20 protein-coding genes and 1 tRNA gene are annotated in these 13006 nt (G+C 58.8%); 4 read left to right on the forward strand and 17 right to left on the reverse strand.

Annotated elements, in window-relative coordinates; genetic code table 11:
• Window positions 1-32: 32 nt before the first annotated feature.
• The 8 genes from CSZ94_RS17255 to CSZ94_RS17290 all read right to left on the reverse strand — a co-directional run bounded on the left by CSZ94_RS17255 (window position 33) and on the right by CSZ94_RS17290 (window position 8130).
• Window positions 33-1202, reverse strand: coding sequence for a P22 phage major capsid protein family protein (locus tag CSZ94_RS17255; protein ID WP_102122639.1), 1170 nt, complete (start codon window positions 1200-1202; stop codon window positions 33-35).
• A 168-nt stretch (window positions 1203-1370) separates the two neighbouring features.
• Window positions 1371-2165: a DUF6651 domain-containing protein gene (locus CSZ94_RS17260; RefSeq protein WP_102122640.1), complete on the reverse strand. Its 795-nt coding sequence runs from the start codon at window positions 2163-2165 to the stop codon at window positions 1371-1373.
• A 133-nt stretch (window positions 2166-2298) separates the two neighbouring features.
• Window positions 2299-3231 carry a hypothetical protein gene (locus tag CSZ94_RS17265; RefSeq protein ID WP_102122641.1) on the reverse strand — a complete coding sequence of 311 codons (933 nt, stop codon included), beginning with the start codon at window positions 3229-3231 and terminating at the stop codon, window positions 2299-2301.
• Between the two features lie 73 nt (window positions 3232-3304).
• Window positions 3305-4528: a hypothetical protein gene (locus CSZ94_RS17270; RefSeq protein ID WP_102122642.1), complete on the reverse strand. Its 1224-nt coding sequence runs from the start codon at window positions 4526-4528 to the stop codon at window positions 3305-3307.
• Window positions 4529-5896, reverse strand: a complete 1368-nt coding sequence (locus CSZ94_RS17275; protein WP_102122643.1) for a DUF4055 domain-containing protein — start codon at window positions 5894-5896, stop codon at window positions 4529-4531.
• A gap of 14 nt (window positions 5897-5910) precedes the next feature.
• Window positions 5911-7230 carry a terminase large subunit domain-containing protein gene (locus CSZ94_RS17280; protein ID WP_102122644.1) on the reverse strand — a complete coding sequence of 440 codons (1320 nt, stop codon included), beginning with the start codon at window positions 7228-7230 and terminating at the stop codon, window positions 5911-5913.
• Complete coding sequence (locus tag CSZ94_RS17285) at window positions 7230-7850, reverse strand: hypothetical protein (RefSeq protein WP_102122645.1); 621 nt, start codon at window positions 7848-7850, stop codon at window positions 7230-7232. Before CSZ94_RS17285 ends, CSZ94_RS17280 begins: the two co-directional genes overlap by 1 nt.
• A gap of 34 nt (window positions 7851-7884) precedes the next feature.
• Window positions 7885-8130, reverse strand: a complete 246-nt coding sequence (locus tag CSZ94_RS17290) for a hypothetical protein (protein ID WP_102122646.1) — start codon at window positions 8128-8130, stop codon at window positions 7885-7887.
• A gap of 90 nt (window positions 8131-8220) precedes the next feature.
• Between CSZ94_RS17290 and CSZ94_RS17295 the strand changes: the two genes are divergently transcribed.
• Window positions 8221-8466 (forward strand): hypothetical protein, encoded by a 246-nt coding sequence (locus CSZ94_RS17295; protein WP_102122647.1) that lies wholly within the window; start codon window positions 8221-8223, stop codon window positions 8464-8466.
• 36 nt (window positions 8467-8502) lie between these two features.
• Here the strand turns inward: CSZ94_RS17295 and CSZ94_RS28050 are convergent, their stop codons facing one another.
• On the reverse strand, window positions 8503-8649 hold the full coding sequence (locus CSZ94_RS28050; RefSeq protein WP_180977517.1) for a hypothetical protein: 147 nt from the start codon (window positions 8647-8649) through the stop codon (window positions 8503-8505).
• 88 nt (window positions 8650-8737) lie between these two features.
• Window positions 8738-8935, reverse strand: coding sequence for a hypothetical protein (locus tag CSZ94_RS27660; RefSeq protein WP_146009825.1), 198 nt, complete (start codon window positions 8933-8935; stop codon window positions 8738-8740).
• Between the two features lie 21 nt (window positions 8936-8956).
• Between CSZ94_RS27660 and CSZ94_RS17300 the strand changes: the two genes are divergently transcribed.
• Window positions 8957-9175: a hypothetical protein gene (locus CSZ94_RS17300; RefSeq protein ID WP_102122648.1), complete on the forward strand. Its 219-nt coding sequence runs from the start codon at window positions 8957-8959 to the stop codon at window positions 9173-9175.
• Window positions 9176-9294: 119 nt separating this feature from the next.
• Here CSZ94_RS17300 and CSZ94_RS17305 read toward each other — a convergent pair.
• A tRNA-Gly gene (locus tag CSZ94_RS17305) sits at window positions 9295-9368 on the reverse strand.
• A gap of 24 nt (window positions 9369-9392) precedes the next feature.
• Entirely contained in the window at window positions 9393-9869 is a 477-nt protein-coding gene (locus CSZ94_RS29305; protein ID WP_102122649.1) for an HNH endonuclease signature motif containing protein, read from the reverse strand.
• Window positions 9870-10165: 296 nt separating this feature from the next.
• On the opposite strand from CSZ94_RS29305, the gene CSZ94_RS17315 reads away from it, so the two are divergent.
• Together CSZ94_RS17315 and CSZ94_RS17320 are read left to right on the forward strand one after the other, a co-directional pair.
• Window positions 10166-10342: a type II toxin-antitoxin system HicA family toxin gene (locus tag CSZ94_RS17315; protein ID WP_102122650.1), complete on the forward strand. Its 177-nt coding sequence runs from the start codon at window positions 10166-10168 to the stop codon at window positions 10340-10342.
• Window positions 10343-10411: 69 nt separating this feature from the next.
• A complete protein-coding gene (locus tag CSZ94_RS17320; RefSeq protein ID WP_102122651.1) occupies window positions 10412-10828 on the forward strand; it encodes a type II toxin-antitoxin system HicB family antitoxin in 417 nt (138 codons plus the stop codon).
• Here the strand turns inward: CSZ94_RS17320 and CSZ94_RS28055 are convergent.
• The 5 genes from CSZ94_RS28055 to CSZ94_RS17340 form a co-directional block, all read right to left on the reverse strand.
• Window positions 10825-11001, reverse strand: a complete 177-nt coding sequence (locus tag CSZ94_RS28055; protein ID WP_180977518.1) for a hypothetical protein — start codon at window positions 10999-11001, stop codon at window positions 10825-10827. The genes CSZ94_RS17320 and CSZ94_RS28055 overlap by 4 nt on opposite strands.
• A gap of 252 nt (window positions 11002-11253) precedes the next feature.
• Complete coding sequence (locus CSZ94_RS17325; RefSeq protein WP_102122652.1) at window positions 11254-11796, reverse strand: hypothetical protein; 543 nt, start codon at window positions 11794-11796, stop codon at window positions 11254-11256.
• A gap of 84 nt (window positions 11797-11880) precedes the next feature.
• The gene (locus tag CSZ94_RS17330) at window positions 11881-12291 is read right to left on the reverse strand and encodes a hypothetical protein (RefSeq protein ID WP_102122653.1); all 411 of its coding nucleotides are present in this window, start codon (window positions 12289-12291) and stop codon (window positions 11881-11883) included.
• On the reverse strand, window positions 12291-12638 hold the full coding sequence (locus tag CSZ94_RS17335; protein WP_258001048.1) for a DUF1064 domain-containing protein: 348 nt from the start codon (window positions 12636-12638) through the stop codon (window positions 12291-12293). The genes CSZ94_RS17330 and CSZ94_RS17335 overlap by 1 nt, the downstream gene beginning before the upstream one ends.
• Window positions 12635-12985, reverse strand: a complete 351-nt coding sequence (locus CSZ94_RS17340) for a hypothetical protein (RefSeq protein WP_102122654.1) — start codon at window positions 12983-12985, stop codon at window positions 12635-12637. The genes CSZ94_RS17335 and CSZ94_RS17340 overlap by 4 nt, the downstream gene beginning before the upstream one ends.
• Window positions 12986-13006 lie beyond the last annotated feature (21 nt).

Here is a 13006-nt window from a genome sequence, read left to right on the forward strand (position 1 = left end):
GCGCCGTGTTGGCCGCCGGGTGGGTTGATGGATTAGCCGCCGATCAGGTGGCCGCCCAGGTGTGGATTCGGGGCAGCCGTGCCCCAGGCCAGATTGACCTCGTAGCGCACTTGACGCTTCTGTTTGTAAATGCAGAACTCGTAGGTGATGCCCGAAATCGGGTCCGTTACCATCATCACGTCATCCGCCGAGTCGCCGCCTTCCGGCATGGCCGGCGCGCGCGTCGCGAGCTGGATAGCTGCGCGCTGGAAGAAGGAGTTACGCACGGTTGCCGCGATCAGCGTAATGCCAGTTGCCGAAGCTGGGATTGCTTGGCGCAGGCCGGGCGCCCGCAGCGTGAGCGCGCCGCCGTTCGATGCGTCTGCGTCGCCAGACGCCAGGACGTACTGGTTCGGGTCGCCCGCAAACTTCACGACATCATTCGCGATGAACGCGCCAGTGCCGACCGACGCGAGGTTAATGACGGTGGCGCCCTTGGCGTAACCTGCATTATTGGTAGTCGAGCCGGCAGCAGTGCCTGCTACGATGAGGTCGCCAATGGCGCCGGAGTTGTGCAGGTCGAAGCCCTGGACGACGCTAACGGCGCCACGGCGCAGCAGATCGTCGGTACCCGCTTCATTCACGCGGAACAGGCCGGATTGCTTACCTTCGATGTTCGCCATCGCAGCGGAGCCGAGCACCATGTGCAGATCGGACAGCGGCGCGCCGTTATCCTTCAAAATCTTCTTCGGCTGAGCAAAGTCGGACAGGTCGCCAGCGGCACCGAATGGAATCGTGCCAACGACGCCATAGGCGCGGCTGAGCTTCAGACTGGTGGTAGCCAGATCCGTTTCGACTTCATTGGTCAGCGTGCGCAGGGCCTGTGCAATACGCTGCTGATTGATGTTGGCGTAGGTGCCAGCGCTTTGCAGGCGCTGGGTATCGTCGCCGTTGATGCCGAACGGGACGGAACGCTGCTTCGAGATCGTCATATCAACGTAGTTGATGGTCTGATTGCCAGCATCCTCGGCGTACGCTCCCTGAGTCAGGTCTTCAGCAGCCATTGCGCCAACGACTGGCGAGCGAACCGTTTGGTTCAGGGCAGCGCGCTCTGCGGTCGAGTCGCGCGACACGGCAGGGATAAAGCCGACTTGCTCGCGTGCCATGACGTTCATCGCTGCGTAAATGTCGGGGATGAGACCGGTGAGGGTAAGGGTAGTCATTTGCTAATGCCTTTCGGGAAAAAAAATGGCCCGCACAATGCGAACCAGTCGGGATGATTTGAGTTGTACAACGGATAGGCTATCCAGCCCAAAGCACCCCGCCGACATCCATCAGCAAGGCATCAAAATAGTTCATTGAAAAGATTGGGTGAATTGGTTGCGGGATACTTAGTCGGTAACGACGGCGCCACCCTTGATTGCGTCAGCCTGGGCCTGCGGGGCCATGGAGAAGAATTGCGAGCGAGGGATTTCCTTTCCGCCGCCTGCGCCGCTCTTACCGCCGCCCGCGCCACCACCAGACGCGCCACTTCCTTTCAGGATCATGTCTTTGTTAGCGTATTGGCCGACCATCACCTGGATGGCTTCATCGAAGTCGGCATGGTTGCCATGGTTCGTGGACGAGAAAATCGGATTGCCCTGCTGGTCCATGGGCACGAGCTTGCCGCCATCGACTTTGAAACGGCTTCCGAAAAAGGTTCGTGCCATGTCAGCCGGAATTGCCAGTTTCTCGGAAATGAATTTGGAACTCGCGAACGAGCCGCCAATGATGTGATCGTTCAGGTCATTGGTGAGCTTGGTGTTCTGCTCGGTCAGCGTGCGCTGCTTTTCTTCGGCCGCGCGGGTGGCCGCAGCGACTGCCTCGTTCGCCGAGCGCGTCGCAGCGTCCTTGATCTCTTGCACCTTGGCGGCAGTGGTCAGATCGCCGGAATTGATGTTTGCCATGGTTTGCAATGCAGCAGCAGCGGCGGCAGCGTCTTCGATGCCGGCATCCTTGAACGGCTTCAGCGCGGCTTCCGCAGCCTCTTTTGCCTGGCGATGGCTCATAGCCTCGCCATTCAGGCTGGAAATCTTCGCCACGGTCGCGGCGGCGTCATGAGCAACTTCGCGGCCATCGTCAAGAATGTAGACTGGCTTGCCGTCTTGCAGCACCACGTTTCCATTTGCATCGAGTTTCAGTTTCATTTGAGAGCTTTCCGGGCATCCGCCCTATCGATGGCCTTCCGGCCGTGCACCGCGTCGCGTCCGCTGGCGGCATAAAAAAAGCCGCCTGGTTGCCCGGGCGGCCTCAAAATCATTTATGTAGTATTGCTTGAGCTTACTTTATGGTCAGCGGCTCAAGGGTTGCGCTGATACTGAGCCATTCAGGAAATAGGAAACCCAAGGTGCTTTTCACGCGGAACAACTTGCCGCAAATGCGTACGATGCACTCATCTGCCTCAATCTGTTTGCGAGCCCATGTTACTTGATCAATATCGCCCGTAACGTCAAATTGAAGGCTACCATTTCCAAGCTGTACTTTAGAAAGCGCGGGTATATTGCCATTCAAACGCATGCTTAACGATAAAAATTCCACTTCAGCGGTAATTCCAGGCAACACCGTCAGTTCGTCCGCTGCATGATTTAAAACTCGCATCGGACCACCAACCTGCCCGCGAGAGGCGCGCGAGATCTGCGCGTTTAATTCACGCCACGCCTCGGCCGGCAAATTGCCCTCCGTTATATACGAACTTTGATACGAGTTCGTGCGGAAGGTCTTACTGTACTTGTCGATCACTTCGCTGGATCGCCACAGCTTCTCAGCACGTATGATAATCAACACGGCCCCACGATTTACAGCCGCTTCCGCTAAAGCAATTTGACCTTTTCGGCTTGGCAAGTTCAACCCCGCGTCGTAATTCGTGCTCGCCCACGGATTAATTTGAAGCGCGGCAACATTAGACGCAATAGTTTGCTCTCCATGTATTTCGCAGAGCTTTCGCAATCGCGGCCGCCACCAATCACGCATGCCTGAGGGGGCGCTTGGGTGCATTCCGGCAAGGGGCCAGCCGTCGACCTTAAAATGGTGATCGTCGACAGATGAATTTTCATCAAAGCCTGGATTTGCCAAAAGCAAAACTACTGGGCTGCTGTGGATATTGCCTTCGAATGGACTTGGCCCCATGCTCGTTTGCAAAACATGATGCGGCTTCGCCTTCAAGTTATATCGTTCAACGGCAGCGATATCCTGCTTGATAATGTGCTCAATCAATCTCGACTCGTTTGCAATGGATCAATCTAGCCAGTAATCCCAGCCATTTTGATAATTAAAAACACATCTTAACTTATCTGGCGTACTTCGCCTGCAACTCCTCCAGCGTCAGCTTTCGCCCCTTGAGGTTCATCAGGTCGTTCAGCGTGATCTTGCCTGCCTCATACATCTCGGCACGCCCCGGCCCTAAGTACTCAGCCCGCCAGGCCTTATCCTTGCTGGCCAAGAAGTCCTTGAAGTTCATCTTGCCGCTGACCGGGCCGCCGTCGCTGGGTCGCGTGCTGTCGCCCGGCTCGTCCAGCTCGATGCCCAGGTCTTTGAATGACTTGGTACGCGTGCTGAGCACGCAGCGGCAGCTAAAGTGAATGGCGCCCGGCCCACCCGCCCACTCGTGGGTATGGTTGATAGGCTCCTGGTCGTCCAGCGAGTACTCGTGCAGATCGCGCATGGCACACAGCAGGCAGGTATGCGAATCGAGCGTCGACAGCCACACCAGGCACTCGATCAGGTCCGAATTCTGCTGGAACGACGCCAGGCGCGCGGCATTGGCCACGGCCTGCACCGAACTGTGCACCAGCGCGCGCGCATTTGCGGCTGACGTTTTCAAGATGCCCTGCTCGCCCGGCGCAACTGGATCTGGTGCGGTGCCGGGCGGCTTTGCATTCGGATCAACTGGCGGCGCACCCGGCTTCGTTGCTGGCCCGGCCGGTGGCGCCTTCGAATCGGGCATCGGCGGCGTAACAGGCAATGCCGGCTTGTTGGACAACGAATCAGCCGCCTTGGCGCTCTTGCCCAGCACGCGCGACACGATCTGCGACGTCGTTTCGCCCTGCGCTGCACCGAGCCGGACCTGGCTGGCGAAGCGGAATTGCGTATCCAGTGCCTGACGCTTCCACCAATCCGCCGACGACGCGCCCTTGATCAGGGTGTCGCCGACCAGCTTTTCGAGGTAAGTGGCAGGCGGAAGCTTGGCACCCAGCTCGATCTTGAGCGCCTGCCTCAGCACTTTGGCCGTGTAATCGGCCTCGATGCGCACCATGCCGGTCAAGTTGCGGGTCATTTCCGCCTGCATGCCGGTGTAGTGCGACGAAATCACTGCGTTCGACTCGCGCAGCAGTGCGCCAAGGCGCTGCTTGCCGTAGGTCGATATCTCGCCTTCGTTCAGCTTGGCCGTCAATTCCTTCGACATGGCGGCCATCAGCAGCAAGATCTTCTCTTGCGCGCCAGATGAAAAGCGCAGCAGGTTCAACGAATGCACGAGAAACATCTCGGCAATCCACTCTTCAAGCGCGCCCATTTATGCTCCCATCAGGTCTGGCGGAGCCGACTGAATACGCTCCTGCTCCGTCACCCAGTCCAGATCCGGCGACAGGATGCCGCGGCGCTGCAGCTCGTTGAAGTACGTCTCGCCCGAGATTTTCCCGCTGGCGGCACTCTTGAACAGCAGCTCTGCACTGGCCTCGGCCAGCGACGCGGCGCCGAAGTCCTTGAAAATGGTGATATGGCCGCCTTCGGCCTCTCCCACCCATTGCGCCATGAACTGCAGCGCTTGGTCGCCAGCGTCCTCGACGTTACCTGCGATCTTCTGCAATGCGCACGCGCCCTGCTCGTTGTCGGCCAGGGTCTGCGATTCGGTCACGTTGCCCGGCTTGATCACCAGCAATTCAGCGCCAGCCTGGCGCATGCGGTCTTCCAGGTCAAGGATCGACAGACGGCCGGCCTCGATGGCCTTACCACCGTGCTCCACGAATTTCAGATCGCCTTCTAGCGATTCGGACTTGACCGCGCTGCCGGCGCCGACCGTGATGCCGCCCTCGCCCAGCATCTTGGCAAACAGGATTGGCACGCGCGCGACGTGCAAAATATTCTGCTGGTCGCTCTTGCTCTGCCAGTGCTCGACGTTGCTGTGCGCCAGCTCGAGCAGCGGCGGCGTGGCCTGCATATAGCCCAGGCGCTTGCCGTAGACGGGCACGAATGGGATGATTTTCAGGCTGGTGATGCCCTCTTCATGCAGCGCCCACTCCTTTTTGCTGCCGGTATCGCTCTGGCGCCAGGTCTGCCAGGTGCCCCGTCCCAAGACGCGAACCTGCTCGATTTCCTTGGTGTCGAAGTCGCCATTCGGCTCGGACACGCTTTCCAGCAACCGCAGCTGGGTCAGGCCTTCCAAGCTTGTCTCATTCTTCGGCAGCCAGCCCAGCACGTTCTGCACGTGCACCTGGACAAAGTACGGACGCACGCCGGCAGCCTGCTCGTCGGCCTTCGTGACCAAGTTGCCTGCCTTGGGGAAGTCGACCAGAATGCCGGAAAAGCCGTAGCCCATGGCCTCCTGGGTGATCTCGGACAGGAAGCTATGCAGGTCGCGGCCGGACAGGTCGACATTTTGCAACCAGGGCTTGAGCCGCTCCGGCACGTCCTCGCCCAGCGTCACCGGCTTGCTGAACGGCTTGGCCGACAGCACGTCGATGGTGCGGGCATAGGCCGGGAACAGCGTGGCCACAGCGAGGCGCAAATCGTAACTTCCGACGTCCTCACCCGGCCACTGCGGCATATAGGCCTTGCCGGCGGCGCGCATTGTCTTGGTGCCGCCTAACAGCGCGGCAACCAGGGCGCAATCCTCGTTCAGCTTTGCGGCTTCGGCTGATTGTTTGCGTACGGCGTCAGTCATGGAATTCCTTGTTGTTACATGCGCAGCGGCGCAACGGTTGTGCCAGTCTTCACCGACGGCCATTCAACGTCTATGCAATAGCCGATGGCGGTCGTGATGTGCTGATACTTGTTTGTCTGGTCTTCCTGGAACGTCGAGCCCTTTTGTAGCTGGACGGTGGCCAGGCCCTTGTCGCACCATTTGGCCGTAGACGGGTTGACGAACAGCGTGCGCGTGCCGTCCGCAGTACATACCTTGGCTCGCACCGCGTTCTGGCGGTCCTTGATGGCCGGCGCCGCGTGCTTGACCTTGCGAGTGAATGCCCAGCCGCTCGCCTTAAGCACGCCCTCGATGTCGGTATAGTCCGACGCGTGCCCGTGTTTCTCGCCCGCCCGCCCTGCCGGATCGCCGTAGACCAGAACATGCTTATTCTTGTGATCTTTATACTTTTCCACAAACTCGGCGGCTGATTGCTTAGACACCGCGCTGGTCAGCACGATCTCATCGAGCAATAGCAGCGCATTGCCGCGCCGCACGCCAATCGCGGACGACAGCGGCGTAAAGTTCTGATCGTGCATCCACAGCAGTTGCTCGTGCGGCTCGATCTTGGCGTCCGTGTGGTTACTAAGATCATAGTCCTCGTAAATTCGCCCCGTTGCGCCCTCAAAGCTGGCCTCGTATTCCTGTTTGTACTGCTTGGCGGACATCTGGCGCTTGGCCGCGGCGATGGTCGCCTCCGGCAGAATTTCCGAGCTCTTCCAGTGAAACACCTTCCAATCAGGATCGTTTGCCGACTCGGCGTACTTGGCCATGTCGTAATAGTGGTTCAAGCCGTCCGGGACGCCGATCAGCCAGCACCAAGCGCGATAGTCAGGCCGGGTCGGGTTGAACGTGTCCAGCGCTGGCCTGATATTCGCCTCCCAGGCCTCAGGCTTGATGTCGGCGATCTCATCGATCACACCACCTGACCAGAACACCCCCTCGATGCGCTGCGGCCGATCCAGGCCGATCAGGTGGATCTCAGTACCATTGTTCAGGAAGATAATCAGGTCGGTTTCAGATGGCGCCTTGGCCTGCAAGCTGCACAGGCACAACTGCTTCATGTCCGCCCAGTACATTTTCTTGACTTGGGTATGCGTCGGCGCCGCGATGAAGTAGCGCTCACCCGGATTCTTCATAGCCATCTTGGCGACGAAGCGCTTAGCGCGCTCGGTCTTGCCTGAGCGGCGGCCAGCTGGCACCACAGGGAAGCGCACGCCGTTGGCGACGGCGGCGACCAAGGCGAGTTGCACCGGATGGTCGACCAGTTTGTACCAGCGAGCGAGTTCGCGCTGGGTTTGAAGGCTGACGGCCATCAGTCTGGCAAGTGGGATGCGATCTCGCGCAAGAATGCGGCGCTATCCGTGTCAGATGGTTTCATGGCCTCGCCTATGTTGTATGCCTCGCGCTCCAGCCCGATAAGCGTTTTCAGCGTCTCGGCGAGCTTCTTCATGCTATCGACGCGGGATGCGCCAGTAATTACCTTGCGATAGATGTCGTTGCGCTTGTCCTGCCCCTTGTCGTCCTCGCTGCGCAGTAATTCGCCGAGCTCCTCGAACAAGTCGAGGCTTTCGGTCTCAATCTCGATTTCGCGCAAGAGGCTGCGCGCCAACCTGCGAAAGCGGGCAATGTCTGATCTGTGCGAGATACGGACAGCGGCGATTGCCTCAGCGTTGGCCTCGACGACGAAAGCATCGGTACCGGCCCGTTCTGTGCGTACCGCACTGCGTACCGCCTCCTTGCGTACCAGGTCATCAGACTTCGATTTGATCTTTGCGGCGAGGTCTCTTGTCCAAGCGTCACGCTTTGCCCGCTTGCGGACGGCGCCTTCTGTGATTCCCTGGGGTGCGGCGATTTCCCGAACGGACAGCAGCCCGGCCCGGTAATCAGACTCAATGCGCTCCCAATCCGGCGTAGCCTTGTCGGTCTGCGCCATATTTACCTCTAATTGATCTTCCCTTGCTGCCAGCTTAACTACCTTCCACATCGAGCATCACGGGCGGCATCGTTGCGCCCACCAACCACAGCCGGACAGCGCCACCGGCGTTCAGCGCGGCCAGCTCGTCGGCGTCAGGGCGCCAGTACGACAGCACGGCAGGTAGATCGCCCACATGCGTGCGCGTGATCGGCAGCGCGTTGCAAGGCAGTTCGCCCTGGTCCCAGCCAGCCGGTGCACCCAAAACATCGTTGTTCGAGGTGTGTTGGATCTTTTTCATTTGCTTAGCCCGATGGCTTTATGTTGATATTTATCAAATGATCGCCATGCATTTCTGCCATCCTCTTGATTCTTATCGAGGACCGATCCTATGTCGAAGCAATTCGATTGCACTCCAAGCCAGCCTGTCGCGCGAACCGCCACCAACTTGCGGCAGGAGGTCATTGCCGCCGCCGTGCGCATCCTTATGGAAGAAGGCCTTGCCGCTGCCGAGGCCTACCTGTGCGCGCCTGATGTTATCGCGCTGTATTGTCACCGCCCGCGCCAAGCAGGGCCGCGATACGCTGCGGTGGATCCTCTTGGCTTTTGCTCGTCGGTGACTGCGCCCGTTTTGTGAGCCTCTGCCACTGGAGCGCGCTGGCAGTCGCAAGTGTCAGGTGGTCCAGGCGTGCAGCGCAGGCTTGGCCAGTGCCCACAACCAGGGCCAGGCCAGCAGCATGAGCGCGACTACGGCGCCGCCAATCATGGCGCCCACCAGGACGACGGTGATGATCATCCGGCGGAAGTCGATATCGAACATGCGGCACCTCATATAGAAAAGCCGCCAGCGCAATGATACGGCCGGCGGCGAAACCCGGCGTGCCGGGCGAGGAGAAACTGGAGTCGGGTCAGCGCACCACTTCGGCGTAGACTTTCCCGAATGGCGAATACGGCAATGTAAACTTGCTATTATCCGGGTGCTGTTTGTGTTCGACAGGCAGAAGATCCCCTTGGCCGTTGGTGTCGAAGGCGCGCACGATCTTGCCATTTGCCTGGTACTCATGCGTGGCTGCGTCCACTACTGTCGCGAGGGTAATGATGTTCATGTTTTACCTATGGAGTTTAGAATGACAAAAAGTACGTTTGAAACAATCCACGAAGCGTTTACAACCCTGGAGTTTTACCAGACAGCATACGCAAGCAGCTCTGAATATGTGCAACGCCAGAATGAAGTCATCGCTATCTTGATGAATCGCTCGCAGCGCAACCCGCATTCGTATGAGTCGAAATTATTCGCCGGCGTCGCAAAAGCAATTCACGAGGCCAGCCAGCCCGGCGCTGCATAAGGCTTGCTCGCATCAAATGTGATCTCGTAACTGCAAGAAGCCCCGACCAGATTCGCGTCTGTCGGGGCTTCGTCGTTGGTGGTGCATTTTTAATTCCGTCGATTTCGACAGAATTGAACTGGAGCGGGAGGCGGGAATCGAACCCGCGTTCAAAGCTTGGAAGGCTTCGGCTCTACCATTGAGCTACGCCCGCGAAATCTGGTTGCCGTGGAATGCGCTAAATTACATGTGCCCACCGTCGACCTGTTACAACAAGGGTGACGAGCGTCTTACTGCACCCCACTTCCGCGCCAATCCGACTGTGCGTCATGCCACTGCGCTTGAGCGTCCGAATACGCCTAACACCATCATCATCTATGACGCATTTTGGATTTTCTTGACCGGAATAGAAATATGCACCGCCACGCTCCTTATCTCTGCTATCGGCGATATTCTGCAACTGGGTGCCAAGGGAAAGATGCACTGGATTAACGCACTGCGGGTTATCGCACGAATGCATGACGACCAGTCCATCTGAGATACTTCCATGAAAGGCGATGCGGGAGAGCCGGTGTGCGCGGTTCGTTTCTGGGAAGGACGCAACGAAGGCGCGACCATATCCATCCTTATCGAGACAGAGCGTCCAATTCCTACAGCCTGATGGGGTGATTCGAACACGAGCGCGCACATATTCGCGCAGTTCTTCCATAGTCATACCCACTCCTTAAGTGAGATCCTTGGGGATCTCGCGGAAGTCGCCCAAGGGAGGCGGCGTATCGAGCTGCAGGCTCTATCCGCGAGGTTCTTGCTCATGCCTGCGCCGGAATTGGCGCCGTGTGGTCGGGTGCTGTCTTCGCTACTTCATGATGTACCTCCTTTTCAGGCCTGCGGCGGCATGCTCGCGCGCGCATCTGGCCTCACCAAATATTACACAAAAATGTATAAATAATTCTTCCTTATTTACACATTTTTGTATAAAATAGCCTCATTGAAACAAACAAAGGAGGTGCGGTGAAACAGAGTGAGTTTGTTCGGTGGCTGAAACTGCAGGGAGCGACTTTCACAGATAGTACGAATCACACGAAAGTCCAACTCAACGGCAAAACCAGCTACCTACCGAGACACCCGAGCAAGGAACTTAAAACAGGACTTGTTCAAGGCGTCAAGAAGCAACTAAATCTGAAGTGAGGCAAGCCCCGAAAGGGGTTTGCAGCACCATTCACAGCACCAGCTATCCGCACCAAGAAGAGGACGAATATGAAATATCCTGCAAGCTTTACACCCGATCCGGACGGCGGCTATGTCGTCACGTTCCGCGATATTCCTGAGGCCATCACCCAAGGCGATGACGACGACGAAGCGATGTTTATGGCCCGCGATGTGCTGCGCGAGGCCATGAGCATCTATTTCGATGAGAAGCGGCCTGTGCCGATGCCATCGAAAGCGCAGCGCGATGAGCGCCTGGTCGATCTCCCCATCAGTGTCGCGGCCAAGGTGCTGCTGCTCAACGAAATGCTGACCCAGAAGGTCAACGCCTCTGAGTTGAGCCGGCGCCTTGGCGCTTCACCACAAACGGCTGCGCGGCTGACTGACCTGGAGCATGCGACAAAGATCGACCAGATCGACGCCGCGCTGCAGGCGCTGGGTAAGCGACTTGAAGTGTCGCTTTCTTAATCACCCTCCACGTCCAGCATGCGCTGGAACTGGCGCACCACGTCGGCGTCGAGCTGGTCAATCACCTCTTGGCGCGTGGGTGGCTCGGTCGGCGCTGTGTCGGCGATGATGGCGGCCATTTCTCCGGGCGTGCGCCGAAGTCGAAGGCGCTTGAGGATGGCTATTGCGTTCATGATCGCATCATTGTGGCGCTAAATGCAAAAAACCACCTCAAGGGTGGCTTCATGGGTTCGTCCCGGACAATCTGCCGGGTACTACGCAAATTCAAGGCGTGCAGATACGGCGCTGGGTCCGGGTACTGTCGCTAGTTCCGGCTATCGGTGGCGCCAAGCGCACATTACGATTTCCGGAAGAGTTTTCTTGAATAAGAGCCTGCATTATACAACGGAATACTGTTTGTAAACACAGGTTCACTACATTTTTCGCTACCGGTCGTCGCCACGCAACAAGCCGCCCGCTCTGCCCGAGTGGCTATCGGAAATGGCGCTCAACTCGCTCACCATGTCCTTGACGCGCTCCAGCTCCAGGCCGGCTGTACCGTGAATCGCGGCGGCGCCCGAACCCTTGCAGCTGGTGCAGATGCCATTGCCCAGCAGTGCCTTGACGCCGGTACCACTGCAGCCTTTGCAGGTGCTGTCGAGCCAGTGCGCCAGCGACTTCTCGGCCACGCGGCGATACAGCGCCTGGGCCGACTGGGCATCCCAGGCCGTATTTTCCGGCAGCCAGCGGCGCGCCTGACCGCGCCGGATCACCTCGGCAGTCCAGATGCGCAGCAGCTGCGCCAGGTTGCCCGCATTGCCTTCAAACATTTTCGTGAGCGTACCGTCGGCATATTTCACGCGACATAGCAGCGCACCGATATCGCCGGCCAGGGCAGCGGCGGCCAGCGGCTCGGTCTGGTGGTGCAGCGCGTCGTCCAGCAGGTTTGACGAACCGATAGCGGAAATATAACGATCTGCAAAACCCATAACACCCTCCGAAAGACGATGACACGAGCGTATCACATGCGACCAAATATTTATGATTTTCAACATGATTTTCGACACATATTTTCATCCTTGCAGTTGCGCCAGCGCCCGCTGCTGCGCCGCCACCAGCACGCCGATTTCCAGCCTCGGCAGCGCCCGGACGTAATAGCTGATCGATTTGCTGATCGCCGCGTATTCGCCAGTCGTCAGGTCGAGCAGTGCTGTCGGCCTGGCACATGCCTTGCGCAATGCGTCCCATGCCTTCACGCCTGCCGCGTACAGCGGCTTGTTGCCCATCTGCGACCAAATTGCCACGCTGGTGAGCAGGTGTTCGGTCAGCGTATTGGCAACTGGCGCCGGCGCAGCACCGCGCTTTGCCGCATCGAGCGCCAGGAGCATGGCCATGGCCAGCTGGTCGCACGTGTCGGCATCGATGCGCTGCTTGACGGCGATCAGGTCGAGCGCGCTGGCGGGGCCAGGATATCGTGCACTCATCAGAATTCCTCCAGTTTCCAGCCGCCACCCAACTTCTTCGGCAGCGCCTGCACGGCGACGAAGCGCAGGGGGTACATGTCGGCCGCGATCTTGATCTTCGCGCGCGCATCGTCTTGCCAGTGGCCTTTCACTTCGTGCGCCTCCAGCGCGCCGCCAGCCAAGAGCACGGCGAAGTCAGGCGTGTAAAACGTGTTATCGGCCAGGCGGAATTTCAGGCCTTCGAACTTGTACCAGGCCACCTCCCCGGCCGCCTTGCGCAGCTCCAGCGTCCTGGCATAGGCCGCCTCGGTCTGGTTCATGGCGCCGACCTTGAGGCGGCCCAGTGCCTGCAAGCCACGGGGCATCATTGGCCCGCCTCCAGTTTCGCAATCACGGCCCGAACGATGGCCAGACGGATGCCGTCGTCGCGATTATCGATCTCGGTTTCGAATACTTCGCGCGCTTGCTTCCCATGCGCCCAAACAGCATTTACGCTGCCCCAGTTGTGCAGGAGATCAATTTCGTGTTCGGTGCTGAGCGGCCCTGCCGCCGCCCAGTCGCCAGCCCAGTCCGGCACCAGCGCCTGGCCACGGCTTTCGGCCGCGCCCGCCGGCGGCTTGCCGAGCAGTGCACCGTCGACCTCGACAATGCTGGTCCAGCCAAGCAGCTCGGCCAGGCGTTTGTTTGCTGCGATTTTGTTTTCTTGATTTTTCATTTGAAGCCTTTTAAGCCGTTT

Origin of the sequence: Janthinobacterium sp. ROICE36, assembly GCF_002869965.1 — a bacterium.
In the GTDB taxonomy this organism is placed as follows: domain Bacteria; phylum Pseudomonadota; class Gammaproteobacteria; order Burkholderiales; family Burkholderiaceae_D; genus Janthinobacterium.

Excerpts from the sequence above, each read along its gene's own strand:
- CSZ94_RS17330 (WP_102122653.1), bottom strand. The coding sequence starts at position 12,291 with ATGAGTGCACGATATCCTGGCCCCGCCAGCGCGCTCGACCTGATCGCC.
- CSZ94_RS17340 (WP_102122654.1), bottom strand. The coding sequence starts at position 12,985 with ATGAAAAATCAAGAAAACAAAATCGCAGCAAACAAACGCCTGGCCGAG.
- CSZ94_RS17335 (WP_258001048.1), bottom strand. The coding sequence starts at position 12,638 with ATGATGCCCCGTGGCTTGCAGGCACTGGGCCGCCTCAAGGTCGGCGCC.
- CSZ94_RS29305 (WP_102122649.1), bottom strand. The coding sequence starts at position 9,869 with ATGACTATGGAAGAACTGCGCGAATATGTGCGCGCTCGTGTTCGAATC.
- CSZ94_RS17325 (WP_102122652.1), bottom strand. The coding sequence starts at position 11,796 with ATGGGTTTTGCAGATCGTTATATTTCCGCTATCGGTTCGTCAAACCTG.
- CSZ94_RS17280 (WP_102122644.1), bottom strand. The coding sequence starts at position 7,230 with ATGGCCGTCAGCCTTCAAACCCAGCGCGAACTCGCTCGCTGGTACAAA.
- CSZ94_RS27660 (WP_146009825.1), bottom strand. The coding sequence starts at position 8,935 with ATGAACATCATTACCCTCGCGACAGTAGTGGACGCAGCCACGCATGAG.
- CSZ94_RS17295 (WP_102122647.1), top strand. The coding sequence starts at position 8,221 with ATGTCGAAGCAATTCGATTGCACTCCAAGCCAGCCTGTCGCGCGAACC.
- CSZ94_RS17285 (WP_102122645.1), bottom strand. The coding sequence starts at position 7,850 with ATGGCGCAGACCGACAAGGCTACGCCGGATTGGGAGCGCATTGAGTCT.
- CSZ94_RS28055 (WP_180977518.1), bottom strand. The coding sequence starts at position 11,001 with ATGAACGCAATAGCCATCCTCAAGCGCCTTCGACTTCGGCGCACGCCC.
- CSZ94_RS17260 (WP_102122640.1), bottom strand. The coding sequence starts at position 2,165 with ATGAAACTGAAACTCGATGCAAATGGAAACGTGGTGCTGCAAGACGGC.
- CSZ94_RS17320 (WP_102122651.1), top strand. The coding sequence starts at position 10,412 with ATGAAATATCCTGCAAGCTTTACACCCGATCCGGACGGCGGCTATGTC.
- CSZ94_RS28050 (WP_180977517.1), bottom strand. The coding sequence starts at position 8,649 with ATGTTCGATATCGACTTCCGCCGGATGATCATCACCGTCGTCCTGGTG.
- CSZ94_RS17255 (WP_102122639.1), bottom strand. The coding sequence starts at position 1,202 with ATGACTACCCTTACCCTCACCGGTCTCATCCCCGACATTTACGCAGCG.
- CSZ94_RS17300 (WP_102122648.1), top strand. The coding sequence starts at position 8,957 with ATGACAAAAAGTACGTTTGAAACAATCCACGAAGCGTTTACAACCCTG.
- CSZ94_RS17290 (WP_102122646.1), bottom strand. The coding sequence starts at position 8,130 with ATGAAAAAGATCCAACACACCTCGAACAACGATGTTTTGGGTGCACCG.
- CSZ94_RS17270 (WP_102122642.1), bottom strand. The coding sequence starts at position 4,528 with ATGGGCGCGCTTGAAGAGTGGATTGCCGAGATGTTTCTCGTGCATTCG.
- CSZ94_RS17275 (WP_102122643.1), bottom strand. The coding sequence starts at position 5,896 with ATGACTGACGCCGTACGCAAACAATCAGCCGAAGCCGCAAAGCTGAAC.